Origin of the sequence: Marinobacterium stanieri, assembly GCF_900155945.1 — a bacterium.
GTDB classification, from domain to species: Bacteria; Pseudomonadota; Gammaproteobacteria; order Pseudomonadales; family Balneatricaceae; genus Marinobacterium; species Marinobacterium stanieri.
In genome coordinates this window covers 360,320-384,529 of sequence record NZ_FTMN01000001.1, presented here as the reverse complement: position 1 = coordinate 384,529, position 24,210 = coordinate 360,320, and the positions used below count along the sequence as shown (strand labels likewise).

The window sequence follows — 24,210 nt, the reverse complement described above, 5'->3', positions numbered from 1 at the left end:
TACCAGGTAGTCAGCAAGTCGACAGAATGTCGATCGCTGACAGGAGGCGAAGATGAACCGCCAAAAGCTATGCGAACAGATGACCGGCTGCAGGCGTCGTGAGCAGGGCGCGGTTCTGGTGTTGGTGGCCATAGGGATGTTGGCGTTGCTGGCGATGGCTGGGCTGGCACTGGATGGTGGACACCTGCTGTTGAGTAAAACACGCTTGCAGAATGCGGTAGATGCGGCCGCTCTCAGTGCTGCCAGAACCGTCGCGGATTACCCTGAAGGCAGCCCGGTATCCACGGTTCACACGGCCGCCCAGGCGTCTGCGCTGACAACATTCCAGGCTAACCTTGCCCTCAGTGATAATGATGAACTAGGCACGGCCTATGCCGAAAGCGGCAATCCGCTGGTGGTGGAGTTTTCCACCACGCTTAACCCCTTTACTCCAGGGAGTTCCGCGCTGCCATATGTGCGTGTCAGAGCAGAAGAGCTACCGCTAACCGTATGGTTGCTGCAAGTAGTCGGGCTGGTTGACAAGCCGGTGCGGGCCAGTGCTGTTGCAGGCCCGATTGGCCTGAATGCATCAACCTGCGATGTCTTGCCGATATTGGCCTGTGGCTGCGATTCCGAGGGGCAAACGCCGGATACGGCCGATGATTGCCAGGCTGGCGATGGTGGCTACTTCGGATACCCGGATGATGATGACAACAATATCGACAGTATCGACGATATCAGCGTAATCAAGTTGGCCGGTGGCAGTGGCACGGATGTCGGTCCGGGCAACTTCCGTCTGCTGCGCCTTAGCGGCACAGGCGGCAGTGACCTGCGTGATGCACTGGCCGGAACGGCCAACCAGTGTGCCAGTGTTGGCGATAACAGTGCCGCGGATACGGAGCCTGGCAACAAGTCAGGCCCAACCGGCCAGGGGCTTAACTCTCGACTGGGCTTGTACCAGGGGCCGGTGGACCCGACCGAAGCGCCCGCTGATCTGGTGTCCTACACCTATTTCAGCGGCGCCACGCCAGCTGGACCCTCTCCGCAAAGCAGCAACCGGCTGGTGCTGGATGGTATCGACGCAAACAACCGGCCCGTCATCAAGCGCGAAGACGGCTCTACCAGTGTGGCTGGCCTGTTCGACTATGAAGACTACCTGGCTGCCTATGCCAGCGACTATCCCGGTTGCAGCGGTGATGCCTGCCGACGCCGCGAGCTCGTTCTGCCTATTGGTGACTGTACCGGAACGACTTCGGGCACCAGTGATGATGTCTACGTGTATACCGTTGGCTGCTTTTTTCTGATGCAGGATATCGGTGAAGGGAATGATGCTGAGGTCTTTGGCCAGTTCTACACCGAATCTGAAGGCTGTGATGCGATTGGGACGTTCACCTCTACGCCGGCCATACCAAGTGCCCCGTTCAAAATAGTCCTCTTCCGTGACCCGGACAGCGGAGACTCCTGATGAACATTCAACGCCACTCATATCCACAGCATCAGAAGGGGCTTGCGGTTGTCGAAGTCACCCTGGTGTTGCCGGTGTTGCTGATACTGATGTTGGCAACGGCTGAAATCGGGCGTGCGCTCTACCAGTACAACACCCTGACCAAGGCGCAACGAAATGGCGCCCGCCTGTTGGCGACACACCTGAACTATGGTCAGCAGTCGAGCCTGAATGACTGCCCCACTCTGGGTGGCAGCCTGCCGGACGACCTGCTGAATCGTGCCAGTAATCTGATTGTGTACGGGGCAGAGGAGGGCGGTGCTACACCGGTATTGAGTGGGCTAACAACCTCTGATGTCGGCTTCTGTGAGGATACTCTGTCCAATGTGATCCAGGTGCATCTGAGCTATGACTTTGCGCCGATGATGTTTAATAGCCTGCCAACGTTTGGCGCCGGAGATGACATCAGTCTCAACTTCACACTGGATAGCTCCATCAGTATGCCAGTGTTGGGAGGTAGCTGAGATGAGCCTTTCCTGCCCTCTGAAACGACAGGCCGGTCTTACCACCGTGGAGTTTGCGCTGGTTGGCTCTGTCCTGTTCATCATCCTGTTCGGGCTAATCGAGTTTGGCCGCCTGATGTTTACCTGGAATGTCCTGGATGAGGCGACACGCCGGGCTGCGCGTTTGGCTGTTGTCTGCCCTGTGACGGCTTCCGGGCAATCCTTTGTGCGTGAGCAAGGCGCCTTCGGTGGTGACATGTTGCCAAACTTCAGCGCGGCGAACATTGCCCTGACCTATCTGCAGGAAGATGGCACCACGCTGGCAACCGCCACCGAGAATACCTACTACATCCGTACAGCAGTTACAGGGTATCAGCACCAGATGCTGATTCCATTTTTCGATATTACCCTGGATGCACTGACGTTCGAGACCACTCTTCCGGCCGAGAGCCTGGGAGTGCATCCCGTGGCGGCAGGCGCGCCCGCCTGTGGAAGCTAGGAGATCGGCCATGATGAGTCAGAACTATCTGTATGAAGTCAAAACATCCACGGATGCGGCCCAGACGGCATATTCGATTCTGGTCGCCAGCCGCTCGCCGGAAGCGCTGAGCGCATTGAAAAATGCACTCAGGCCAATGCCGTCCAGTGTCGATATTAATTGCCGCCTGATCAGTAATGGCCACTCGGACCCTCTGTATGGGCTGGAGAAACTACCGGATCTGTTGATTTTCCGGGTTGGTGAAACCTGGCAGGCGGAGCTGGAAGCCCTGTGTGCAAGGCCCGCCATCACTCGCGTTCCGACACTGATTATCAGTGCCGATGAAGATGCTCAGGCGATGCGCCTCTCCATGCAGGCAGGGGCACGCGACTTTTTCCCCGAACCGCTGGAGGATGGCGACCTGCTGCGGGTCGTTGACCAGCTCTACCGCGAGGCCATGGATCAGCAGGGGGCTCTGAATGCTCACCTGACCGTGGTCATGAATGCCAAGGGTGGATCTGGTGCCAGCTTGCTGGCGACCAACCTGGCACACCAGATGGCAGTGGAGCGGCTGCGCAAGGTGGTACTGGTCGATCTGGACCTTCAGTTTGGCTCGTTGTCACATTACCTGGATCTCAACCCTCAGCGCGGTATCAAGCAGGCTTTGGAGAACGTTGACGAGCTTGATTCCGTGGCTTTGGGGGGCTACCTCGCCACGCATGTCAGTGGCCTGAAAGTCCTGAGTTCCGAATCGGACCGCTTGCTATTGAACGAGGAAGTTTCCTCTGATCAGTTGCTGCACCTGTTCAAGCTGTTGGGCAAGGATTATCAACATCTGGTGGTGGACCTGCCACGGCAGATTGACCTGGTGACGACTACGGTTCTGGAGCATGCCGACCAGATCGTATTGACCCTGCAGCAGGGCATCACCTATTTGCGTGATGCCGCACGGCTGATTGAAGTGATGCGACGCGATCTGGACATACCGGATCATCGCATACTGGTGGTTGTGAATCGGTACGACAAATCTGCACCGATCACGCTGGATGAGGTTGCCAAAGCCTTGCACCACCAGCCGATCATCACGCTGCCCAATGATTTCAAACATGTTTGCGAGTCTCTGAATACAGGCATGCCGCTGCTGCAGGTTGCGCGACGTGCCCCCATTAGCCGCGCCATTCACCATCTGAGTGAACAGGTCGCTGGCACCCGGCCGGCCCAGCAGTCAGGCCTGCTGGGAAAACTGGTTAATCTGGTCAAGGGGGATTAGGTCATGTCGATACTGGGTAACAGAATCAGCAAGTTAAGAGTTGCCGAGGCGCCGGAGCCACGAGAAGAGGTTGTGGAGGAGCAGGCTCGGCCGCCACTGATGATCGAAACGCTGTCACCGACGGAAATGGAGTGTAAGCAGCAGCTGCATCAAGAGTTGCTGAAGCGGATGGACCTGTCATTGATCGACAGTCTTGATGAGGCTGAAGCGCGGCGCCAGATTGGTGAGCTGTGCCGGCAGTTGATGGATGAGCTGAGCGTTCCCTTCAGTACACCGTCTCGCCAGCGCATCATCAAGTTGATCGAGGATGAAATCATGGGACTGGGGCCGCTGGAGCCCCTGCTCGAAGACAAGACCATCTCCGATATTCTGGTGAACGGCCCTGACTCCATTTATGTGGAGCGTTTCGGCAAGCTGGAGCCTTGTCCGGTCAGTTTCAGTAGTGGCGGGCACCTGATGAACACCATTGACCGTATTGTTTCCAGCGTGGGACGTCACATTGATGAATCCTCACCGATGGTGGATGCCCGATTGAAAGACGGGTCCAGGGTCAACGTTATTATTCCGCCGCTTGCGTTGGATGGTCCACAGATCTCGATTCGACGGTTCATGGTCGAGCTGCTATCGATGCACAACCTGGTAGAGCTGGGGTCGGTAGACGAGAAAGTAGCCCCTTTGCTGGAGGGTATCGTCAAGGCGCGGCTCAATATTCTGATATCCGGTGGTACCGGTTCGGGTAAAACAACCCTGCTCAATATTCTGTCCGGATATATTCCTGAAGATGAGCGCATTGTAACCATCGAAGATTCGGCGGAGCTGCAATTGCAGCAGCCTCACGTGGTGCGGCTGGAGACGCGTCCACCCAATATTGAAGGGCGTGGCGAAGTGACCCAGCGCGAGCTGGTTAAAAACAGTTTGAGGATGCGGCCTGATCGTATTGTGCTGGGTGAGGTGCGTGGCGGGGAAACCTTGGACATGCTGCAAGCCATGAATACCGGTCACGACGGTTCTCTGACGACAATCCATGCCAACAGTGCCCGTGATGCTCTGGGGCGCATCGAGAATATGGTCGCGATGACGGGCATAAGTTTTCCCACCCGTGCCCTTCGGGCTCAGATAGCCTCCGCCATCGATGTGGTGCTTCAGGTCACCCGTCTGGAGGATGGCCGGCGCAAGCTGGTCAGCATTCAGGAAATCAACGGTATGGAAGGCGACATCATAACCATGTCGGAGCTCTTCACCTTTGAGCGCAGGGGCGTGGATGCAAAAGGCAATGTTTTGGGCGACTTCAAGGCCACCGGGATAGTGCCGGGGTTCCACAAGCGCCTGGCCCAGCGCGGTATCGATCTGCCGGTCTCACTGTTCGAGCCCGAGCTGTAAAGGAGGTGTGCCATGAAGTTTCAACTCGAATCCGCCGAACTCATGGTCATTCTGGTGATGGTATTTGTCTCGGTGTTCCTGCTGTTGGCCAGTCTGTCCATTCCGGTATTTGGAGAGCAGCGGCGGGTTAAACGACGACTGCAACAGCGTATCAACGGCATCACGGCGGATAATGATCAGCCGGCCATCAGCACGCTGCTGCGTGCACGATATCTGAAAAAACTTAACCCTCTGGAACGTCAACTTGAATCCATGCCGGGCATGGCCGGCTTGGCGCGTTTGATTGAGCAGGCTGGCAGCCAGGTGTTGGCCTACAAGGTGGTTCTTCTATCACTGGTGCTGGGTTTGGCGTCCTTTGTTCTGGTGTTGCTGTTATCACTCCACGTCCTCGCGGCCCTGGTGGTGGGGCTGGTCATGATCTCGGTTCCTTTCTTGCGGTTGCTGTATCTGCGCAACAAGCGATTGCTGGAGTTTGAAGCCCAGCTGCCGGAAGCGATCGATATCATCAAGCGAGCCCTGCTGACGGGCCATCCTTTCAGTGAGTCTTTGAACCTGGTTGCGGAGGGGCTGGAAGGGCCGGTATCTCATGAATTCGGCATTACCTATTCCGACCTGAGTTATGGCTCGGATCTGCGTCGCGCCATGCTGGGGCTTTTGGAGCGGGTGCCCAGTGTCACCCTGATGGCCTTTGTAACCGCCGTGCTGGTGCAAAAGGAAACCGGGGGTAACCTGGCCGAGATTCTTGAGAATATCGGCACGGTGATCCGTGGGCGTTTCCGCTTTCAGCGAAGAGTCAAAACGCTGTCGGCCGAAGGGCGTTTATCAGCCTGGATTCTGATGCTGGTGCCCTTTGGCCTGTTTGTACTTATCTATATCACGACGCCCGGGTACATGGAGGAGCTGGTCAGGTCTGCGCGGGGGCATCAACTGATTATGATCAGCTTTGCACTGATGCTGCTGGGGGCCTACTGGATTCGACGTCTGCTGAGAATCGAGGTGTAAGTTATGGAAACCCTAATTGAGTTAATCAACCAGCAGCTGGATAACCCTTTATATGCGCGATACATCGTCATCGGCTTGGTCGCTGCAGCGGCGCTGGCATTCGGACTCAGTCTGACAGTGCTGATCACCGGCCTGGCGAATCCGTTTCGCACGCGTGTGCGTGCCTTGACCGGCCAGAATGAAGTCGGCAACGCGCCCGGAGATGGGCGCAGCAAGGTGCTGTCTTCGCTTGATCCCCTCACTCGGCACCTGTTGCCGGGCAAAGGCTGGGACCAGAACAGGCTGCACGCGCGGCTGGTTCATGCCGGCTTCAGGGCACCCAATGCCATGAGTTCGCTGTATGCACTGAAGGTATTGCTGGGTATCAGCCTGCTTTTCATGGCCTGGTTTGCGACCGAATTTAACTCCAAGCTCACGGCAGACAAGGTGCTGCTGATCTGCCTGGGGGCCGCATACATTGGCTTTATTCTTCCCAATGCCGTGTTGGATTATCTGGCAAAACGCCGAATTCGTGCCATTCGCAATGGCTTTCCGGATGCTCTGGACCTGCTGGTTGTCTGTGTTGAGTCCGGGCTGGGCCTGACAGCAGCATTGCAACGGGTAGGGCAGGAGCTGGAGGTCAGTCATCCGGAGCTGTCGGAAGAGCTGCATCTGGTGAATGTCGAGATCAGGGCCGGGGTCAATCGCATAGAGGCCCTGAGGGGCATGGCAAACCGGACCGGTGTGGAAGACATTCGTGGTCTGGTTGCGCTTCTGGATCAGAGTGTGCGCTTTGGCAGCAGTATCGCCGATACCTTGCGTGTCTATTCGGAAGAATTTCGGGACAAGCGGATGCAGGCTGCAGAAGAACAGGCCGCCAAAATTGGTACCAAAATGATTTTTCCGCTCACCTTCTGCATCTGGCCCGGCTTCTTTGTAGTGGCGGTGGGGCCGGCCATTTTGAAGGTGCTGGAAGTTTTTGGGCGCTAAAGGTCGTGAACAGGAGATACCACATGGATATTGTTGCGAGATATCGCCGGACCCCGTTCATGAAAGGGGCGTTATTGGTGGCCATCATGACGTTGGGGGGCTGTGCAACCCAGTCTCAAACCGGTCAGGAGATGAGCGCTGCCGAAACCTTCTATGAAGGAAGGCCGACGCTGGCCTACTCGGGCCTTCCCGAAGCCAAAAGTGTCCAGCAGGGCATCAGCTGGGGCGATCAGGCACTGGCGCGGGGCGACGCGGATGAAGCGCTCTATCACTATGTGCAGGCACTGGAGCTGGAGGCCGATAGTGCGGTGGCCTATTACCGTATTGGCCAGCTGCACCTGGCCCGGGACAACAAGGCGCTGGCTTCGCTGGCATTGCGCAGTGCTCTGGGTATTGAGCCCGAACATATCGGGGCGCTTACCTCCATGGGCGTGCTGTTGTTGAAACAGAATCGTTATGCACAGGCTGGTGAGCGTTTCAAGCAGGCGGTCGCCCAGGACCAGCTGCGCTTCACCGATGAGATGGAGCAGCGCCATGACGCCCGCTCTCCGGCTCGGGCTTACAACGGTCTGGGGATATTGGCCGATCTGGATGGCAATACGGACGAGGCTCAAGAGTTTTACAAGACGGCTTTGGCCATCAAGCCTGATGCCGCCGATACGCTCAATAACCTGGGGTATTCCTACTACCTTTCTGCCCGCTGGCAGGAAGCAGGACATATGTTTCGGCGGTCGCTTGAGCTGGAGCCCGAGTATGAGCAGGCCTGGCGTAATTTGGGACTGGTTTATGCCCGCCAGCAGCGCTATATGGCGGCCTTGAATGCTCTGGAGCGGGTTATGGATACCGCCAAGGCACATAATGATATCGGTTTTATCTGCATGCTGGATGGCCGTTATGCACTGGCTAAAGAGTATTTTGAGAAAGCGCTGACGCTGTCACCGGTGTTTTACCCTAAAGCACAGGAAAACCTGACCTATGTTCAGCGTCTGGAGGAAGCGGCGCGGCAGCAGGCCGGCCGCTGAACCCTTTTCACCGCGACAGGTGACGAATACCGGCTTCGATACCCTGCAGGGTAAGCGGGTACATATGGTCATCCAGCTGTTGGCGAATCATCTGAGTGCTCTGGGTGTAGTTCCAGTAGCGCTCGGATGAAGGGTTAAGCCAGATCACCTTGTCCCAGGTATCCAGAATCCGCTGCAGCCAGAGTTGTCCCGGTTCCTCGTTCATGTGCTCGACACTGCCGTAGCGATCCGCCAGTTCATAGGGGGACATGGCTGCATCCCCTACGAAAATCACCCGATAATCCCGGCCATAGGTGTGCAGGACATCCAGTGTGGGGATCGCCTCGTCGAAACGACGGCGGTTATCACGCCAGACCTTCTCATATACGCAGTTGTGGAAGTAGAAATACTCCAGGTGCTTGAACTCGGTGCGGGCAGCGGAGAACAGCTCTTCACAGGTACGTATAAAGGGGTCCATGGAGCCGCCCACATCCAGGAACAGTAGTACCTTGGCGGCGTTATGCCGCTCCGGCACCATTTTCAGATCCAGCAGGCCGGCATTGCGGGCGGTGGAACGGATGGTGTCGTCCAGATCGAGCTGGTCGGCGGCCCCGGTGCGGGCGAACTTGCGCAGCTTGCGCAGGGCGACCTTGATGTTGCGAGTGCCCAGCTCAACGCTGTCGTCCAGATTACGGAACTCGCGTTTCTCCCAGACTTTGACCGCGCGCTTGTGCTTGCTCTCGCCGCCAATACGAATCCCTTCCGGGTTGTAGCCGCTGTGACCGAATGGCGAGGTGCCACCGGTGCCGACCCACTTGTTGCCGCCGGCATGGCGTTCCTGCTGCTCTTCCAGGCGTTCCTTGAGTGTGTCCAGCAACTTGTCCAGTCCGCCGAGAGCTTCAATCTGGGCTTTCTCCTCATCGCTCAGCTGCTTGAGGAAATCGCTTTCCAGCCAGTGTGAAGGAATGAGGGCATCGGTGATATCGCCCTGGGCCTGGAGGCCAGCGAAATACTGGCCAAAGGCACGGTCAAAGCGGTCGTAGTACTTTTCATCCTTCACCATGCAGGCGCGGGCCAGCAGGTAAAAGTCATTGACGTCCAGACTGGCGACACGCTGATCAAGCGCGTTGATCAGGTCGAGCAGCTCACGCACGGACACCGGAACCTGTCCCTGGCGCAGCTGGGTGAACAGGTCGATCAGCATCAGCGGGCTCCGCGACGGGTCATAAAGGCCAGGCGTTGCAGCATGTGTACGTCCTGCTCGTTTTTCAGCAGGGCGCCGTACAGGGGCGGCATGGCACTGGACGGGTCTTGCTCAGCCAGAACATCTGAGGGAATACGGTCGGCCAGCAGCAGTTTGAGCCAGTCGATCAGCTCGGAGGTGGACGGCTTTTTCTTCAGGCCCGGCACATCGCGCAGGCGGAAGAAGATTTCCAGTGCCTCGCGTACCAGCTTCTGTTCGATCTCGGGGAAGTGAACATCCACAATGGATTGCAGTGTGTCCTTGTCCGGGAAGGCGATGTAATGAAAGAAGCAGCGGCGCAGGAAGGCGTCCGGCAGCTCTTTTTCGTTGTTACTGGTGATGATGACGATAGGGCGCTGTTTGGCGGCAACACGCTCACCGGTTTCATAGACATCGAACTCCATTTTATCGAGCTCGGTCAGCAGGTCGTTGGGGAATTCGATATCGGCCTTGTCGATTTCGTCGATCAACAGAACGACCTGTTCGTCGGCTTCAAATGCCTGCCAAAGCATACCCTTGCGGATGTAGTTGGCAATGTCGTGGACACGGTCATCACCGAGCTGGGAGTCACGCAGGCGGGATACGGCATCGTATTCGTACAGGCCCTGTTGTGCCTTGGTGGTGGACTTTACGTGCCAGCGCAACAGTGGCTTGCCCAGTGCGTCGGCCAGCTCTTCGGCCAGCATGGTCTTGCCGGTGCCAGGCTCGCCCTTTACCAGCAGTGGGCGTTGCAGGGTGATAGCGGCGTTAACAGCCATTTGCAGATCGTCAGTGGCGACGTAACGTTCGGTACCTGAAAACTTCATTGGCTTCTCTGTCGATATTCTTATAAGACAGCGGCCAGTGTATCAGAACGGGGAGGGTGAAAAAGGAGGGGCGGGGAAGGAAAATAAGGAGATGTACTTATGCACATCTCCTCGAGAAGACAGCCTTACTTGGCAGCTTCGTAGGCAGCAGCCGATTTTTCGATCTCGGCGCGTGCAGCTGCGGCGTCAGCCCAGCCTTCAACTTTAACCCACTTGCCTTTCTCCAGCTTCTTGTAGTTTTCGAAGAAGTGGGAGATCTGGTCTTTGGTCAGCTGAGGAATGTCGTCAACGTCCTGGATGTCGTTGTACGCCTGGCTCAGTTTCTCGTGCGGAACGGCAACCAGTTTGGCATCGCCACCGGCTTCGTCGGTCATATTCAGGATACCGACCGGACGGCAGCGGATAACGGAACCGGTCATGACCGGGTGCGGAGTCAGAACCAGCACGTCCAGAGGATCGCCATCATCTGCCAGGGTGTCGTTGATGTAGCCGTAGTTGGCCGGGTAGAACATCGGCGCAGCCATGAAGCGGTCAACGAAGATCGCATCAGCGTCTTTGTCGATTTCGTACTTGACCGGGGAGCTCTCCGCCGGGATTTCGATGATCACATAGATGTCATTCGGCAGATCTTTGCCGGCAGGGACTTTCTCAAAGCTCATGAGCTGTTTTCCTGTTATCGGTTACAAGGACAGAACGGATAGCGGACCGCAGTATAAACAGGACTGCAGCCCGCTGGAATACGACTTACCGGTGAAATCTATCGGTAAAAAGTTACTTGCAGTGGTACCCGTGCAGCGCGTCTACTTCCTCTTTGGAACCCAGAGCAACAGCTACACGCTGGTGAATATGCTCAGGCTCTACATCGAGGATATCGCTGTAGCAGGTAGTAGAGAGGCCACCGGCCTGTTCGATCAGCAGGCTCATTGGGTTGCCTTCATACATCAGGCGCAGCTTGCCCGGCTTGGACGGGTCACGGGAGTCCCAGGGGTAGGTGAACAGGCCGCCACGGGTCAGAACGCGGTGCACTTCTGCCACCATGGAGGCGATCCAGCGCATGTTGTAGTTCTTACCGCGCGGGCCTTCGGCGCCTTTAAGCAGGTCGTCGATGTAGTTGCGCATCTGCGGTTCCCAGAAACGGTGGTTCGACATGTTGATGGCGAACTCCTTGGTCTGGGTCGGGATCTGCACGTTTTCACGGGTCAGCAGGAAGTCACCGGTGTGCGCCAGGGTAAACATGTTAACGCCCTGGCCGGTAGTCAGCGTCAGAACGGCAGAGGGGCCGTACAGCACATAGCCGGATGCCACCTGCTTGCGACCGGCCTGCAGGAACATGTCGACGTTGTCTTCGGTAGCGCCTTCAGGTACTTCCAAAATAGAGAAGATGGTGCCAACGGAGACATTGATGTCGATGTTGGAGGAACCGTCCAGCGGATCGAAAGTGACCAGGTAGCGGCCTTCCGGATTACCGAATACCGGATCATCTTCTTCTTCAGAGGCCAGACCACGTACCAGCGGGTTGTCCAGCAGGACCTTCTTCAGAACATCGTTGGCAATTACATCCAGTTTTTTCTGGGTTTCGCCCTGAACGTTGGTGTCCTCGGTGGTACCGAGTACGCCGGCCAGCGCGCCTTCACGCAGCTGCAGAGCAATCTCTTTGCAGGCGATCATCAGGGTGTCGATCAATTCAACGAGTTCGAGGTCGGTGTCGTGGTGTTTCAGGTAGTTGCTGAGCAGCTGCATGGGTGGATTCGGCCTTTGGTTGATCCGATTAGAAAGACCCGTTCATTGTACGCTAAAGGTCGTGGTTTTGCATGGTAGAGCAGGTGAATAGACGAGGGTTTTTTAGCGGCTTAAAGCGGTGTGGCGTTTGTGTTTAAGCGCGTTTTACAAAAGGGTCGGTGGTTCAGCTGCAGGAGTGTCCCCTCCGGTCGGGACAAACGCGCTAATAGCGCTGTACTACACTCATGTCATGGCCAAGAGGCTGTTTCAGTCAAGTGCAGCTGGAGCCTGACAGGAGGTGGTGTGTCCGTTTCCCTGTTCTGCAAGTGCATTATCTTCGTGTCGCTGGTGCCGGCGCTGCTGCTGGTTTCCTTTCCGGGCTGGCCCGACATCTATGCCATGCGGCGTTTTGTCCAGATGGCTCTTCTGGTGGTGTTAACCTTATCCCTGTTCTGGAATAACACCTTTTTCCGTCAGTACCGGCGCGAACTGCTGGTGTTGTTGATGCTTTTGATGCTGGCCCTGTTGTCCAGTCGCTTGCACTCTACAAGCGATCATTATGTGGCCGATCTCTTTTTCATACCCTTTTACCTGCTGGCCATTCTGATCTTTGCGTCCTGGCTTCAGGCCTGTGATCTAAGGCAACTCATCAAATACTTGCTGATCATTGTGGTGGCGATGGAGTTTATCTATGCAGTACTGACCCTTTTATTGTATCTGCTCTCATTCAGAGGCGACGGCTCGGAGTTTGCAGATGCCATACCCTGGGGCTACGTGAATATTCGCTACTGGAGTCACATTGCGACCTGGTTATTGCCCCTGATGCCGCTGGCTCTGAATCTGGGAGTCAGAGCGATGCCCAGTATGTGGCCCCCAATGGTCTATTTGGCGGCAGGTACTATCTGGTGGCTTGTCATCGAAAGTGTCGCGCGAGGAACCTTGTTGGCGATGTCCGCCGCATTTGTGGCCGTGTTGCTGCTGGCCGGAAGGCGAGCGCTGCCCTGGATCAGGGGCCTGGCAGAGCAGGCCTCTGTCGGTGTGATGCTATGGCTGTTGTTGAGCTGGTGCCTGCCTCAGCTGGTCACGGGTGAAGCGCCTGGAGTGCCCGCCATGAATTTCAGCAGTTCGGGGCGAATGCCCTTGTGGCATGAGGCCTGGGAAATGAGTTTGCAGTTTTTCCCTTTGGGGGTGGGCGCTCAATCCTGGCTCACACATGAGGGGCTGACGACCGCGTATGCTAATGGATTCAGGTTTGGCCACCCCCACAACATGTATCTGATGTGGGCGGCTGAATATGGCTGGTTATATGTGTTGTTGCTTGCGCTGCTCGCGTCTCTGGCTCTGCGCGGACGTCAGCAGAGCACCCGGTTGCAGGCGGCCGTTTATGAGTGGAGGAGTGATCCGACCTGTGCATTTATGGGGGCCTGTATCGCAGCCGTTGTGCATGCCGGCGTTTCTGGTGTGTTTTGGAGTCCGGCCTCCATGCTGGTTGGGTTGCCGGTTATCGCAATTCTTGTTGCCATGCGTGCAGGCCCTGCGCCTTTCGAAGCTCTTGGCAAAAGCAAAAGCAAAAGCCTGTCGGGGCGCCTGGTGCTTATTGCGCTGGTGGGCCTCCTGCTGTTCTGGCAGGGTCATGTGATCGCCTATTATCGAGCCATGAAAACCGACCTGGAGCAGATCGAAAGTGACCGGACGCTGGCGCCGCGATTTTGGGTACACGGTGACTATCCCCGGTGAGTTTTCCCATGCGTCATCTGTCGCCTTGCTTGGGGCGGTTTTCATGATTTCGAACTGTTATGATTGTCGGATACCCAAACATAAAGGAGTACCGGGGTGCATCTTCATATTCTCGGCATCTGTGGAACCTTCATGGGCTCGCTGGCGGTGTTGGCAAAGCAGCTTGGACACCGTGTAACCGGCTCGGATGCCAACGTCTATCCACCGATGAGTACCCAGCTGGAGCAGCAGGGGATTGAGCTGATTGAAGGCTATGATCCGGCCCAGCTGAAACCTGAGCCTGGCCTGATCGTCGTGGGTAATGCCATGAGCCGTGGCAACCCCTGTGTCGAATATATGCTGGCGCATAACCTGCGCTATACGTCCGGCCCCCAGTGGCTGCATGATCATCTGCTGGCTGATCGCTGGGTGCTGGCCGTGGCCGGCACTCACGGCAAGACCACTACTGCAACGATGCTGGCCTGGATTCTGGAGCAGGCAGGCATGTCGCCGGGGTTCCTGATCGGAGGTATTCCCAAGGGCTTTGATTGTTCTGCACGTATTGGTGAGACGCCTTTCTTCGTGATCGAGGCGGACGAGTACGACACTGCGTTTTTCGATAAGCGCTCCAAGTTTGTGCACTACAACCCGCGTACCCTGATTCTGAATAACCTGGAATTTGATCACGCCGACATTTTCACCGATCTGGCTGCGATCCAGCGTCAGTTCCATCACCTGGTGCGATTGGTACCTGATAATGGCCTGATCATTCGCTCTGCTGATGAGCCTGCGCTGGACGAAGTGATCGAGCTGGGGTGCTGGAGTGAGCAGGTGCTGACCGGCTTTGAACGTCGTGCCAACTGGTCTGCCCAGTTGTTAAGCGAGGATGGCAGTCACTTTGCTGTTCAGCACGATGGCGAGAGTCTGGGGGAGGTGTGCTGGGGGCTGACCGGGCTGCACAACGTCAGTAATGCGATCAATGCGTTGGTCGCGGCGCGACATGTGGGTGTAAAACCCGAGCATGCCATTGAGGCGCTGAGCGCCTTCGGCGGTGTTAAACGCCGAATGGAGCTTCTGGGCGAGGTGGCCGGTATCAGTGTCTACGATGACTTTGCCCATCACCCCACTGCCATACAGACCACGCTGGAAGGCATCAAGGCACGTGCTGCCGGCCATCGACCGGTAGTGGCCGTGATAGAGCCACGCTCCAATACCATGCGCCTCGGTGCTCACAAGGCGGAGCTGGCTCAGTCAACCGAGTCCGCTGATCAGGTGTACTGGTTCCAGCCGGATGATATGGATTGGTCTCTGGCTGAAGTGGTTGAGCAGAGCCCCGTGCCGGCGCGGCTTGAAACCTGCATCAACGCCCTGGTGGCGCGGCTGGTTGGCGAGCTGCCGGCTAATGCGGAGGTGGTGATCATGAGCAATGGTGGCTTTGGTGGCATTCACCAGAAGCTGTTGAAGGCGCTGGAGCAGCGGGAGGCGATTCATGTCCTCTAAAGATCAGGCTGCTGAGCAGGTGTTTGCCCGCCGTGTCACCCTGGCAATTACGGGGGCATCTGGCGTTCAATATGGCCTCAGGCTGCTGCAATGTCTGGTTGAGTTGGATACGCAGGTGTTGCTGATGGTGTCCAAGGCGGCTCAGGTCGTTATCGCAACGGAAACCGATCTCAAGTTGCCCGGTGCGCCGGATGCCATGGAGGCCTTTCTAAGCGAACACTTTCAGGCTCGCGCAGGTCAGGTCAAAGTCTATGGACGTGAACAGTGGATGGCGCCAGTGGCTTCAGGGTCGGGAGCGCCCAGTGCCATGGTGGTCTGTCCCTGCAGCACAGGTACCCTGTCTGCCATCGCCTGTGGTGCCAGCAATAACCTGATCGAGCGTGCTGCCGATGTTGCCTTGAAAGAGCGTCGCCAGCTGCTTCTGGTCCCCCGTGAAGCGCCATATTCCGAAATACACCTCGAGCATATGCTGAAACTGACCCGCATGGGCGCGGTGGTCGTGCCCGCCAGCCCCGGCTTTTATCAGAAACCGCAGTCGGTGGAAGAGATGGTGGACTTTATCGTTGCCCGCTTGTTGTCCCAGTTGGGGTACGAGCAAAACCTGCTGCCGCGCTGGGGCGAAAATATGCTCTAAAGCTGCTTGCGGCCTCCCGTTTTTGAGGGGGCCGGAGTGCGATTTGGGAGAGCCCAGCGGGAGAGTTTTCGCAGCCCTGTGGGAGCGCACTCTGTGCGCGAATATGCTCCTGTTTCATTGACATGATACTTCAGGGCCGGATGCATTGTACCGGCCCTGCCTTTACAATAGCCGCGTTAATTCTGCTGATCCGAGAACACCATGTCCAAAATCCTTGCCCTGGATACCTCTACAGATGCCTGTTCGGCCGCCTTGCTGCTGGATGGCCAACTGCTGAAGCGTTTCAAAGTTGAGCCGCGTCGTCATACCCACTTGCTGCTGCCTATGGTTGATGAGCTGCTGCAGGAAAGCGGCGTCACGCTCGCCAGTCTGGATGCCATCGCTTTCGGGCGCGGTCCGGGGTCCTTCGCCGGCATCCGTATTGCCACGGGCGCCGCGCAAGGATTGGCTCTGGCGGCGGATGTGCCTGTACTGCCGATATCGACTCTGGAAAGCCTAGCGTATGAATTTGTGCAGGAGCAGTCGCTGCAACAGGGGCAGTTGCTCACTGCGTTGGACGCCCGTATGGATGAGGTCTACTGGTGTGCCTGGGAGGTCAGTGAGGGCAAACTGGCGCGTATGACACCGGAACGGGTCGCTGCTCCGGGTGATGTACAGGTGGAGGCATTGAAGCCAGGGTTTGCTGCCCTGGGCAGTGGCTGGCGCTATGCCGAAAATATGTCCGAAGCGCTGGTTGCCGCTGCGCAAACGCCTCTGCTGGAACTGTACCCCAATGCTGCAACCATGGCGCTGCTGGCCGAGCAAGCCTTGGCGCGAGGAGAAGCGGTTGCGCCGGATGATGTGCAACCGGTCTACTTGCGTGATCAGGTCGCCTGGAAGAAAAAGGATCAGCAGTGAGTCCAAGTGAGTGGTTACACACCATCCTGTTGGCGCTGGTTCAGGGGCTGACAGAGTTTTTGCCCATTTCCAGTTCTGCGCATCTGATTTTGCCGTCCCAGCTACTGGGCTGGCAGGACCAGGGCCTGGCCTTTGATGTCGGGGTCCATGTTGGCACTCTTGCGGCCGTAATGATTTACTTCCGTCGCGATGTGCGTGACTTGATTCTGGCTTGGCTGGCGTCCCTGGCTGGGCGTCATTCCTCCGAAAGCCGACTGGCATGGCTGGTTGCCTTGGCAACGATACCGGCAGTGGTGGCCGGTTTTCTGCTCAATGATGCGATCAGTCATTACGGGCGTTCGATTCTGGTTATCGCCGGCACTACGTTGATTTTCGGGGTCTTGTTGGGCTGGGCAGATGCGCGTCGCACGGAGCGCCACGCAATGAGCAATATTGGCGTAAAAGATGCGGTATTGATTGGTCTGGCGCAGGCCGTTGCACTGATTCCGGGGACCTCCCGATCCGGTATTACTATCACCGCTGCCCTGATGCTGGGGTATGACCGCCAGAGTGCCGCGCGCTTTTCATTCCTGCTGTCCATTCCTGTGATTCTGGGGGCGGGGATGCTCAAGGGGCAGGAGTTGCTGCAATCAGGTACCGCTGCCCAGTGGTTGCCCATCGCTATTGGCACGCTGGTGGCCGGGCTCAGTGCCCTGGCCTGTATACACCTGTTCCTGAAATGGCTTGACCGTATCGGCATGCGGCCCTTTGTCATCTACCGCCTTCTGCTTGGTCTGGTCCTGCTGGCTGTCTACTTTCTGGTGCCGGGAGGTACGGCGTGAGTCTGGCTGTCGGCTGGTGTCAGGATGAAGATCGAGAGCGTGCCGAGCAGTTGGCGCAGCGTCTGGCATTGTCATTGGTTGCGCAGCCGGATTTGGATCAGGCTGAGCCCTGGGCGCAAATTCTGTATGTCTGTGATGGCCGTTTGAGCCTCTGTGTCACTGGACGCAAGCGGCCAGGCCCCATTCGGGCCGACTTTGTCACCGGTGCGGTTGCACACCGTCGCCAGTTCGGTGGCGGCACTGGCCAGTTGATTGCCAAGGCCTGTGGAATCCGCAAGGGCATTCGGCCCCGCGTACTGGATGCAACCGCGGGCCTGGGGCGAGATGCATTTGTGTTGGCAACGCTCGGCTGTCGGGTACAGATGATTGAACGCTCACCAGTCGTCCATGCCCTGCTTGAAAACGGGCTGGAAGAGGCGCATGCCTGTGGTGAGCTGGATGAGATTCTGGCTGGTATGGAGTTGTTGCATGGCGACGCATCAGAGCTGCTGGCAACCTTGGCGCCGGTACCGGATGTCATCTACCTGGACCCCATGTACCCCCATACTGACAAGAAGGCGCAGGTGAAAAAGGAGATGCTCGCGTTCAGAACCCTGGTGGGGGAGGATGCGGATGATGCCAGCCTACTGCAGGCGGCACTGGCTGTTGAGCCGTGCCGGGTGGTGGTAAAACGTCCGCGCAAGGCGCCGGCCATTGACGGGCCCGCGCCCAATCATCAGGTGATCGGCAAATCGAGCCGTTACGACATCTACACTTTCAGAGCGTTGCCGAACGGCTGAATCAGGTTGCTGATCAGTAATGCGGTGGTGGCGCATCCGCCTCGGGAGCGGTGTCTGCGCCGCCCAGTTCCTTCATCTGGTTATTCAGAAACTTGACCATACGGATCAGGCGCTCGATATCCATTTCCTGCCGTGCGACCTGTTCGCTGAGTTTGTCGATCGCATCTTCCTGAAACGCGATGCGGGATTCCAGCTCCGCCAGATTTTCGGGGTTGGACATAATGAACTCCTTGATCGGTGGTCCTGGCCTGCATGCTTGTGTGCGGCCAGCTGGGCCTGCATGTGGCAACTTGTTATGCCAGGCACGCTAAGCCGTTGAAAAAAAATGACAGATACAGTATATCTGATCGGTCGGAAAGTGCGTTATTCATCTTACAGGGCGCACGCCTGTCTCCATAATGATGTTCAACAATAGAGAAAATCGATGAGCGGTAATCAGTTAATCAAAAGTATCCTGGCCAGTGTTCTGGCTGCCTTTATTATTCCCTTCCTGCTGCAACGCGTTGCTTCCATTGATATCAGCTTTTCACCGGCGGTTCTGGCAACCATCGCCATTGTCGTGTTCGTGGTGACCCTGGCTGCAGCCTGGCAACCCTCAGCTGCGTCTTCTGCGCCTTCTGCACGTCAAGATGCCGAGGCTGATAATGATGCCAATGACAGCCGTGAGCTGGGTGTTGTGAAATGGTTCAATGTTTCCAAGGGCTTCGGCTTTATTACCCGTGATAACGGGGACGATGTGTTTGTCCACTTCCGTAACATTCGCGGCCGTGGTCATCGCTCGCTGAATGAAGGGCAAAAAGTGCGCTTCAATGTACGTGAAAGTGAAAAAGGCCTGCAGGCTGAAGACGTGTCCGTCGTCAATAGTTAATCCCCAAGGGCAACCCCGCTGGCGGGTTGCCCTTTTCTTCTCCCCGCCAGCAGTCTAATCTAGAACTTCAGTGTACTTTCTGCGACAGGAGTGCTGGATGTTCGTTGTTTCAAATCGAATTATGGTCAATGCCGGCTTTGAAGAAGCCTTTGCTGAACGCTTTCGTCAGCGAGCGGGGCAGGTGGAAAAGCAGCCCGGATTTGTCAATTTGCAGGTATTGCGGCCAGCGCGAGAGGGCGCTCCCTGGGTTGTCATGACCCATTGGCAAGACAAGGCAGCCTTTGAAGCCTGGGTTGAGTCCGAGGATTTCAAACTGGCTCACCGTGAGCAGACGTTGCCCAAGGAGGCTTTTGGCTCCGGCGGCGGTCTGGAGATGCATGAAGTGGAAATACAGGCTGGCAGTCACAACTGATTCCATGGCAGGAGAGCTATGCCCATGAACGCGCCCACCCCTTCGGCCCCCTCCGCTAAAGCCTCCACCAAAAAGCTCAGCACCCAGCGCTGGATGTGGCTTAACCTGCTACGCAGTGCCTTGATTCCTCTGCTGTTGGTTGAGACCGGGTTGATTGCGATCTACCTGTTTTCCAATGCCTATATTCGTGACTCCAATATCAGCGTGTTGCGTGGACAGGCTGACGAGCAGCTGGCGAACACCGCCCGATTGGAAGTCGATGTGATTGACCGTCAGCTGCAGGAGATCCAGGGGCTGACGCAGGTTTATCGTGATGACGTGCAGCGCTTGCTGAATCAGCCTTACCCGCAAGTTGACAGCCTGCCGCCGGAGTATGGGCGTACGGAACAAGGGGTGTTGTTCAGCAAAGCGGATAACGGAGATGCAGCTTCGTTCTATTCCGGCTTTACGCCGCCCGAGCAGCAGGATCTGGGCAAAGTGGTACAGCTTGAAGCCTCAGACCCGTTGATGCTCAGCATCATGAACGCCAACCCCCTGGTTAATGCCATCTATTTTAACAGCTGGGACTCCTACAACCGTATTTACCCCTGGTTTCAAACCCAGGAGCAATACCCGCCTGAAATGGATATCCCGCAGTACAACTTCTATTACGATGCCGATGCGGAGCATAACCCTGATCGTGGTGTTGTCTGGACCGAGGTGTACGTCGATCCGGCAGGGCAGGGCTGGATGATGTCAGCGGCGGCACCTGTGTATCGGGGCGATTTCCTGGAAGGGGTCGTGGGCATCGATATTACTGTGGAAACCATCGTGCAACAGATCCTGGGGCTGGATATTCCCTGGGGCGGCTATGCGGTGCTGTTGAATCGCAGCGGCACCATTATGGCCTTGCCGGGCAAGGGGGAGCAGGACTTTGGCCTCAAGGAGCTGACCGAGCACAGTTATCAAAAGGCGATCACGGAAGAGAGCTTCAAACCTGAGCAGTTCAACATCAATACGCGTGACGATACCCAGGCGTTGGCAGAGGCGATCAAGAACAGTCCGTCGGGCGGCAGCTCGATCATGTTGCAGGGTAGCACCAAGCGTGTTGCCTGGCAGGAAATTGATGCCACTGGCTGGACGCTGCTGACCATTGTGGATGAAGCCGAGGTATACCGTGAGGCGACCACGCTGGCCGAGCGCTTCACGCAAGTGGGCTACCTGCTGATTGCCGGACTGGTGGTGTTTTACCTTTGCTTCTTCGCCTATATGTGGCGCCGCTCGATCAGCATGAGCCGTTCCATTTCCACTCCGTTGCAGCGCTTGAATCAGCTGATGGCCGAGATTGGTCGGGAGCGTTATGAGCAGCCGCTGCCGCGCTTTACCCTGCTTGAGTTGCAGCAAAGCGCGGAAGAAGTGGTGCAGATGGGTGAGGCCCTGGGCTGTGCCAACCGGGCCAAGAACCAGTTCCTCTCCAGTATCAGTCATGAGCTGCGGACACCGATGACCTCCATTATCGGCTTTGCTCAGCTGCTGAAATCGTCCGATCAGCTAAGCGAAGAGGATCAGGAGTGCCTGGATGAAATTCTGCATTCCGGCGGGCATCTGTTGCGGCTGATCAATGATGTGCTGGAGCTGGCTCAGGTGCAGTCGGAATCCAATCATATTCCGGGTGAGCTGGTTGAAGTGCGTTCGGTGGTGTCCTCTGCGCTCAGGATCAGTGAGCCTCAGGCCCGTGGCAAGGAGATTGCCCTGCATGTCAGCCCTGCGCCCGAGAATGAAGCCCTGGAAGTATTTGCTGACGGCAGTCGTCTTTGTCAGGTACTGATTAACCTGATGTCCAATGCGATCAAGTACAACAATCCCGGCGGGGAGGTGCAGGTGCGCTGGTTTGCCAAGGATGAGACAACCCTGCGCATTGAGGTGCAGGACAACGGCGTAGGGATTGGCAGCGAAAAACTGTCCGAGCTGTTCCAGCCCTTTAATCGACTGGGCTATGAAACCAGTAATATCCAGGGCACAGGGATTGGCTTGACCATCAGTAAACGACTCATTGAGCTGATGGGGGGTGATATCGGTTGTGATACAGAAGAAGGCAGCGGCAGTACCTTCTGGCTGGATCTGCCGCGCGGCCCTCAGGAGGAGTGATGGCCGCTGGCGCGTTTGGTGCGTGCCGTTGCGATGGCGTTGGCCGGGTCTTCGGGCCAGGGGTGCTTGGGATAGCGCCCCTTCATCTCCTTGCGCACCTCGGCGTAACTTCCCTGCCAAAAGCCGGCCAGATCCTGGGTAACCTGAAGAGGTCTTTGAGCCGGTGAGAGCAGGTGCAGGCTGACCGCGACACCATAACCCAAAGTGGGCGTATCCCCACAGCCGAACATCTCTTGCAGTTTAACCGCAAGCACGGGCGGGGATTGGCTGTAATCAACCTTATGCCGTAATCCCGACGGGACCTGCAGCCGCTCAGGGGCGAGTCGGTCCAGGACTTGTTGTTGCTCCCAGTCCAGCTGGCTCAGCAAAATGGCATGCAGGTCCAGTCGTTTCAGGTCTTCTCGACGTTTGATGTTGTCCAGCCAGGGCTGAAGCCAGTGCTCCAGGTTCTGTTCAAGGGCAGCATGTGAGCAGTCTGGCCAGTCGTCGGGAGAAGGGGCGTTGCCACGAACAAACATCATCCGTGCTTGCAGCAGTCGTGCCTTATCATCCCAGTTCAGTGTTTGAACCCCTTCCCGTCGTATTAATTTCAGCAGCGCCTGAGCGGTCAACTGAGGGTCTGGTTGCTCGATGGGCTGGCGTGCAATGATCAGCTGGCCTACACAGCGACGTTCCTCCGCAACCAGTCGATCCTGTTGTCGGTCCCAATCCACTTCTGTGGCCTCATGGGTCAGTTCGCTTAAATGCTGGGCAAACAGTGCCGGGTCCAGCGGGGTTGCCAGGCGAATGCGGTCTGTTGCCTTGCCCTCATGGCTGCTGAGGGCTGCAACGGCAAGCCAGTCATGACGGGTGAGCCGGTCCTCTGACGTGAGGCTGGCGCCGCGCCCCTGGCTCAGGCGATATTGTTCCGCTTGCTGATCGCGCTGCGTGTCGCGTTTGTTGGCAATACGATCAGGGTAGGCACAGGCGACCAGAAAGCCCGGAGCCTGTTCGGGCGTCAGGCCTTGGCTGGAAAGTTCGGTTTGCGGGCAGAGGCGGCGGAATTGCTGGGCAAGACGCTGCAGGCGCGCAGCAGCTCCACCGCTATTGCGATGCATCCAGTCCAGACGTTGCTGCAGATCTGCCTGGGGCGTGTTGAGCGGATCGCGCTCTGTCAACAAGGCCGCAATGTCCGCCGCCATATCGGCATATCCCTGTTCGGCTCCGCAAACCAGCATGTGCGCCAGGCGCGGGTGCGTGGGCAGGCTGCACATCTGCTGTCCCCTGGTGGTCAGGCACAGGTGTCCGGGACCCTTGGACTCAACCGCACCCAGTTGCGTCAGCAGGTCCACTGCCTGCTGATAGGCACCGGCCGGTGGCGAGTCGAGCCAGCATAACTCTGCCGGATCATTAACGCCCCATTGCAGCAGCTGCAGGGCGAGGGGCGCCAGGTCGGCATGCAGAATCTCCGCAGGTGTTTGGGGTGGCAGTTGCTGGTGCTGGTCTTCGGACCAGAGCCGGTAGCAGGTACCCGGGCCGAGGCGCCCGGCACGACCCGCGCGCTGGGTTGCGGCGGCAGCAGAGACGCGAGAGGTCAGCAGGCGTGTCATGCCACTGGCGGGATCGAAACGTGCCTGCCGGCTTAATCCGGCATCAATCACGACTTCGATACCCTCAATGGTCAGGCTGGTTTCGGCAATCGCCGTGGCCAGTACAACCTTGCGTTGCCCCGGTTCAGGTGCCGCTATTGCGCGCTGCTGGTCGCTCAGAGACAAGTCACCGAACAGTGGGGTGAGCAACACGTCAGGGCTGTGGCCCAGGCGTTCCTGCAGGCGCTCCTGTACGCGGCGAATTTCACGCTGTCCTGGCAGGAATACAAGCTGACTGCCGCTGTGCCGTTCGAGCGCCTGCAGCACACGGCTGACGACACGTTCTTCAATCGGTGTATCAGTACGGCTGGGAGCGGAATAAACAACGTCAACCGGGTGGGCACGTCCTTCACTGCGCAGAACTGGGGCGTCATTGAGCAGCGCCGAAAGGGCCTCGCCATCCAAGGTGGCCGACATCAGCAGCAGCTTGAGCGGTGGGCCTTCGCGCAGCAGCTCACGCCCCTGTAACGCCAGTGCAAGGCCGGTATCGGCATCCAGGCTGCGCTCATGGAACTCGTCAAAAATAATCAGGCCGATGCCGTCCAGTCCGGGGTCATCCTGCAGCATGCGTGTCAGTATGCCCTCGGTGACGACCTCAACGCGGGTGGCGGCACTGACCTTTTTCTCGAGCCGAATACGGTAGCCCACCCGTTGGCCAACGGGCTCGCCCAATTGCTGTGCCAGTCGTTGCGCAGCGGCTTTGGCGGCCAAGCGCCGTGGCTCCAGCAGCAGAATTTTCTGTTCACCCAGCCAGGGTGCATCCATTAGCGCCAGGGGAACACGGGTAGTCTTGCCAGCCCCGGGGGGCGCTTCCAGAATGAGTTCGTCCTGCTGTTCAAGCCGGGCGCGAATGGGGGCAAGCAGCGAATCGATGGGCAGGGTGTTGCCAGCGGTCATGGTTGAAGGCATCTTTGCGAGCGTGGTGAGCCAAAAACGCCACTTTAGCAGAAAATGCAGTTCGGTTGATTGTCAGGCGATGTATCAGTTCGCTATTACACGCTCATCCTGTATTATCGTGCTCAGTCATCCAAGTT

Annotated in this window: 23 protein-coding genes; 17 read left to right on the top strand and 6 right to left on the bottom strand. The window is 57.4% G+C overall.

Annotated elements, in window-relative coordinates; all coding sequences use genetic code 11:
* Positions 1-52: 52 nt before the first annotated feature.
* From BW956_RS01800 to BW956_RS01765, 8 genes are read left to right on the top strand one after another with little or no spacing between them, the layout of a single operon-like run.
* A complete protein-coding gene (locus tag BW956_RS01800) occupies positions 53-1,444 on the top strand; it encodes a pilus assembly protein TadG-related protein (RefSeq protein WP_076460328.1) in 1,392 nt (463 codons plus the stop codon).
* Complete coding sequence (locus tag BW956_RS01795) at positions 1,444-1,947, top strand: TadE/TadG family type IV pilus assembly protein (protein WP_076460326.1); 504 nt, start codon at positions 1,444-1,446, stop codon at positions 1,945-1,947. Before BW956_RS01800 ends, BW956_RS01795 begins: the two co-directional genes overlap by 1 nt.
* A 1-nt stretch (position 1,948) precedes the next feature.
* Positions 1,949-2,425: a TadE/TadG family type IV pilus assembly protein gene (locus BW956_RS01790; RefSeq protein ID WP_076460324.1), complete on the top strand. Its 477-nt coding sequence runs from the start codon at positions 1,949-1,951 to the stop codon at positions 2,423-2,425.
* Positions 2,426-2,435: 10 nt separating this feature from the next.
* Positions 2,436-3,674: a CpaE/TadZ family protein gene (locus tag BW956_RS01785; protein ID WP_076460323.1), complete on the top strand. Its 1,239-nt coding sequence runs from the start codon at positions 2,436-2,438 to the stop codon at positions 3,672-3,674.
* Positions 3,675-3,677: 3 nt separating this feature from the next.
* Positions 3,678-5,054, top strand: coding sequence for a TadA family conjugal transfer-associated ATPase (locus BW956_RS01780; protein ID WP_083702892.1), 1,377 nt, complete (start codon positions 3,678-3,680; stop codon positions 5,052-5,054).
* A 12-nt stretch (positions 5,055-5,066) separates the two neighbouring features.
* A complete protein-coding gene (locus BW956_RS01775) occupies positions 5,067-6,056 on the top strand; it encodes a type II secretion system F family protein (RefSeq protein ID WP_076460321.1) in 990 nt (329 codons plus the stop codon).
* 3 nt (positions 6,057-6,059) lie between these two features.
* Positions 6,060-7,025 carry a type II secretion system F family protein gene (locus BW956_RS01770; protein ID WP_076460320.1) on the top strand — a complete coding sequence of 322 codons (966 nt, stop codon included), beginning with the start codon at positions 6,060-6,062 and terminating at the stop codon, positions 7,023-7,025.
* 23 nt (positions 7,026-7,048) lie between these two features.
* A complete protein-coding gene (locus tag BW956_RS01765) occupies positions 7,049-8,047 on the top strand; it encodes a tetratricopeptide repeat protein (RefSeq protein WP_076460318.1) in 999 nt (332 codons plus the stop codon).
* Positions 8,048-8,054: 7 nt separating this feature from the next.
* On the opposite strand, the gene BW956_RS01760 is transcribed toward BW956_RS01765, so the two are convergent.
* The 4 genes from BW956_RS01760 to BW956_RS01745 form a co-directional block, all read right to left on the bottom strand.
* Positions 8,055-9,230, bottom strand: a complete 1,176-nt coding sequence (locus BW956_RS01760; RefSeq protein WP_076460317.1) for a vWA domain-containing protein — start codon at positions 9,228-9,230, stop codon at positions 8,055-8,057.
* Complete coding sequence (locus tag BW956_RS01755; RefSeq protein WP_010321895.1) at positions 9,230-10,075, bottom strand: AAA family ATPase; 846 nt, start codon at positions 10,073-10,075, stop codon at positions 9,230-9,232. The genes BW956_RS01760 and BW956_RS01755 overlap by 1 nt, the downstream gene beginning before the upstream one ends.
* Before the next feature lie 125 nt (positions 10,076-10,200).
* Entirely contained in the window at positions 10,201-10,734 is a 534-nt protein-coding gene (gene ppa, locus BW956_RS01750) for an inorganic diphosphatase (RefSeq protein WP_010321894.1), read from the bottom strand.
* 112 nt (positions 10,735-10,846) lie between these two features.
* Entirely contained in the window at positions 10,847-11,815 is a 969-nt protein-coding gene (locus BW956_RS01745; RefSeq protein WP_076460315.1) for a class 1 fructose-bisphosphatase, read from the bottom strand.
* A gap of 282 nt (positions 11,816-12,097) precedes the next feature.
* Here BW956_RS01745 and BW956_RS01740 point away from each other — a divergent pair, with 282 nt between their 5' ends.
* The 6 genes from BW956_RS01740 to BW956_RS01715 all read left to right on the top strand — a co-directional run bounded on the left by BW956_RS01740 (position 12,098) and on the right by BW956_RS01715 (position 18,141).
* Positions 12,098-13,531 carry an O-antigen ligase family protein gene (locus BW956_RS01740; protein WP_076460313.1) on the top strand — a complete coding sequence of 478 codons (1,434 nt, stop codon included), beginning with the start codon at positions 12,098-12,100 and terminating at the stop codon, positions 13,529-13,531.
* 96 nt (positions 13,532-13,627) lie between these two features.
* The gene (gene mpl / locus BW956_RS01735) at positions 13,628-15,010 is read left to right on the top strand and encodes a UDP-N-acetylmuramate:L-alanyl-gamma-D-glutamyl-meso-diaminopimelate ligase (RefSeq protein WP_076460312.1); all 1,383 of its coding nucleotides are present in this window, start codon (positions 13,628-13,630) and stop codon (positions 15,008-15,010) included.
* The gene (locus tag BW956_RS01730) at positions 15,000-15,644 is read left to right on the top strand and encodes a flavin prenyltransferase UbiX (RefSeq protein ID WP_076460310.1); all 645 of its coding nucleotides are present in this window, start codon (positions 15,000-15,002) and stop codon (positions 15,642-15,644) included. The genes mpl and BW956_RS01730 overlap by 11 nt, the downstream gene beginning before the upstream one ends.
* A gap of 201 nt (positions 15,645-15,845) precedes the next feature.
* Positions 15,846-16,541 (top strand): tRNA (adenosine(37)-N6)-threonylcarbamoyltransferase complex dimerization subunit type 1 TsaB, encoded by a 696-nt coding sequence (gene tsaB / locus BW956_RS01725; protein WP_076460308.1) that lies wholly within the window; start codon positions 15,846-15,848, stop codon positions 16,539-16,541.
* Positions 16,538-17,362, top strand: a complete 825-nt coding sequence (locus tag BW956_RS01720; RefSeq protein WP_076460306.1) for an undecaprenyl-diphosphate phosphatase — start codon at positions 16,538-16,540, stop codon at positions 17,360-17,362. The genes tsaB and BW956_RS01720 overlap by 4 nt, the downstream gene beginning before the upstream one ends.
* A complete protein-coding gene (locus BW956_RS01715) occupies positions 17,359-18,141 on the top strand; it encodes a class I SAM-dependent methyltransferase (RefSeq protein ID WP_076460305.1) in 783 nt (260 codons plus the stop codon). The genes BW956_RS01720 and BW956_RS01715 overlap by 4 nt, the downstream gene beginning before the upstream one ends.
* Positions 18,142-18,154: 13 nt before the next feature.
* On the opposite strand, the gene BW956_RS01710 is transcribed toward BW956_RS01715, so the two are convergent.
* Complete coding sequence (locus BW956_RS01710) at positions 18,155-18,361, bottom strand: SlyX family protein (protein WP_010321886.1); 207 nt, start codon at positions 18,359-18,361, stop codon at positions 18,155-18,157.
* Positions 18,362-18,565: 204 nt separating this feature from the next.
* On the opposite strand from BW956_RS01710, the gene BW956_RS22710 reads away from it, so the two are divergent.
* From BW956_RS22710 to BW956_RS01695, 3 genes are all read left to right on the top strand, one after another.
* A complete protein-coding gene (locus BW956_RS22710; protein ID WP_010321885.1) occupies positions 18,566-19,009 on the top strand; it encodes a cold-shock protein in 444 nt (147 codons plus the stop codon).
* A gap of 97 nt (positions 19,010-19,106) precedes the next feature.
* Positions 19,107-19,421: an antibiotic biosynthesis monooxygenase family protein gene (locus BW956_RS01700; RefSeq protein ID WP_076460303.1), complete on the top strand. Its 315-nt coding sequence runs from the start codon at positions 19,107-19,109 to the stop codon at positions 19,419-19,421.
* 24 nt (positions 19,422-19,445) lie between these two features.
* Positions 19,446-21,548 (top strand): ATP-binding protein, encoded by a 2,103-nt coding sequence (locus tag BW956_RS01695; RefSeq protein WP_175611948.1) that lies wholly within the window; start codon positions 19,446-19,448, stop codon positions 21,546-21,548.
* Here BW956_RS01695 and hrpB read toward each other — a convergent pair.
* Positions 21,536-24,073 carry an ATP-dependent helicase HrpB gene (gene hrpB, locus BW956_RS01690; protein WP_076460301.1) on the bottom strand — a complete coding sequence of 846 codons (2,538 nt, stop codon included), beginning with the start codon at positions 24,071-24,073 and terminating at the stop codon, positions 21,536-21,538. The genes BW956_RS01695 and hrpB overlap by 13 nt on opposite strands.
* Positions 24,074-24,210 lie beyond the last annotated feature (137 nt).

What these genes read in the sequence shown, in the direction of transcription:
- BW956_RS01795 (WP_076460326.1), top strand. Translation starts at nt 1,444, where the DNA reads ATGAACATTCAACGCCACTCATATCCACAGCATCAGAAGGGGCTTGCG.
- BW956_RS01780 (WP_083702892.1), top strand. Translation starts at nt 3,678, where the DNA reads ATGTCGATACTGGGTAACAGAATCAGCAAGTTAAGAGTTGCCGAGGCG.
- BW956_RS01770 (WP_076460320.1), top strand. Translation starts at nt 6,060, where the DNA reads ATGGAAACCCTAATTGAGTTAATCAACCAGCAGCTGGATAACCCTTTA.
- ppa (WP_010321894.1), bottom strand. Translation starts at nt 10,734, where the DNA reads ATGAGCTTTGAGAAAGTCCCTGCCGGCAAAGATCTGCCGAATGACATC.
- BW956_RS01695 (WP_175611948.1), top strand. Translation starts at nt 19,446, where the DNA reads ATGAACGCGCCCACCCCTTCGGCCCCCTCCGCTAAAGCCTCCACCAAA.
- BW956_RS01765 (WP_076460318.1), top strand. Translation starts at nt 7,049, where the DNA reads ATGGATATTGTTGCGAGATATCGCCGGACCCCGTTCATGAAAGGGGCG.
- BW956_RS01745 (WP_076460315.1), bottom strand. Translation starts at nt 11,815, where the DNA reads ATGCAGCTGCTCAGCAACTACCTGAAACACCACGACACCGACCTCGAA.
- BW956_RS22710 (WP_010321885.1), top strand. Translation starts at nt 18,566, where the DNA reads ATGAGCGGTAATCAGTTAATCAAAAGTATCCTGGCCAGTGTTCTGGCT.
- BW956_RS01800 (WP_076460328.1), top strand. Translation starts at nt 53, where the DNA reads ATGAACCGCCAAAAGCTATGCGAACAGATGACCGGCTGCAGGCGTCGT.
- BW956_RS01790 (WP_076460324.1), top strand. Translation starts at nt 1,949, where the DNA reads ATGAGCCTTTCCTGCCCTCTGAAACGACAGGCCGGTCTTACCACCGTG.
- BW956_RS01700 (WP_076460303.1), top strand. Translation starts at nt 19,107, where the DNA reads ATGTTCGTTGTTTCAAATCGAATTATGGTCAATGCCGGCTTTGAAGAA.
- BW956_RS01730 (WP_076460310.1), top strand. Translation starts at nt 15,000, where the DNA reads ATGTCCTCTAAAGATCAGGCTGCTGAGCAGGTGTTTGCCCGCCGTGTC.
- hrpB (WP_076460301.1), bottom strand. Translation starts at nt 24,073, where the DNA reads ATGACCGCTGGCAACACCCTGCCCATCGATTCGCTGCTTGCCCCCATT.
- BW956_RS01710 (WP_010321886.1), bottom strand. Translation starts at nt 18,361, where the DNA reads ATGTCCAACCCCGAAAATCTGGCGGAGCTGGAATCCCGCATCGCGTTT.
- BW956_RS01775 (WP_076460321.1), top strand. Translation starts at nt 5,067, where the DNA reads ATGAAGTTTCAACTCGAATCCGCCGAACTCATGGTCATTCTGGTGATG.
- BW956_RS01760 (WP_076460317.1), bottom strand. Translation starts at nt 9,230, where the DNA reads ATGCTGATCGACCTGTTCACCCAGCTGCGCCAGGGACAGGTTCCGGTG.
- tsaB (WP_076460308.1), top strand. Translation starts at nt 15,846, where the DNA reads ATGTCCAAAATCCTTGCCCTGGATACCTCTACAGATGCCTGTTCGGCC.
- BW956_RS01755 (WP_010321895.1), bottom strand. Translation starts at nt 10,075, where the DNA reads ATGAAGTTTTCAGGTACCGAACGTTACGTCGCCACTGACGATCTGCAA.
- BW956_RS01785 (WP_076460323.1), top strand. Translation starts at nt 2,436, where the DNA reads ATGATGAGTCAGAACTATCTGTATGAAGTCAAAACATCCACGGATGCG.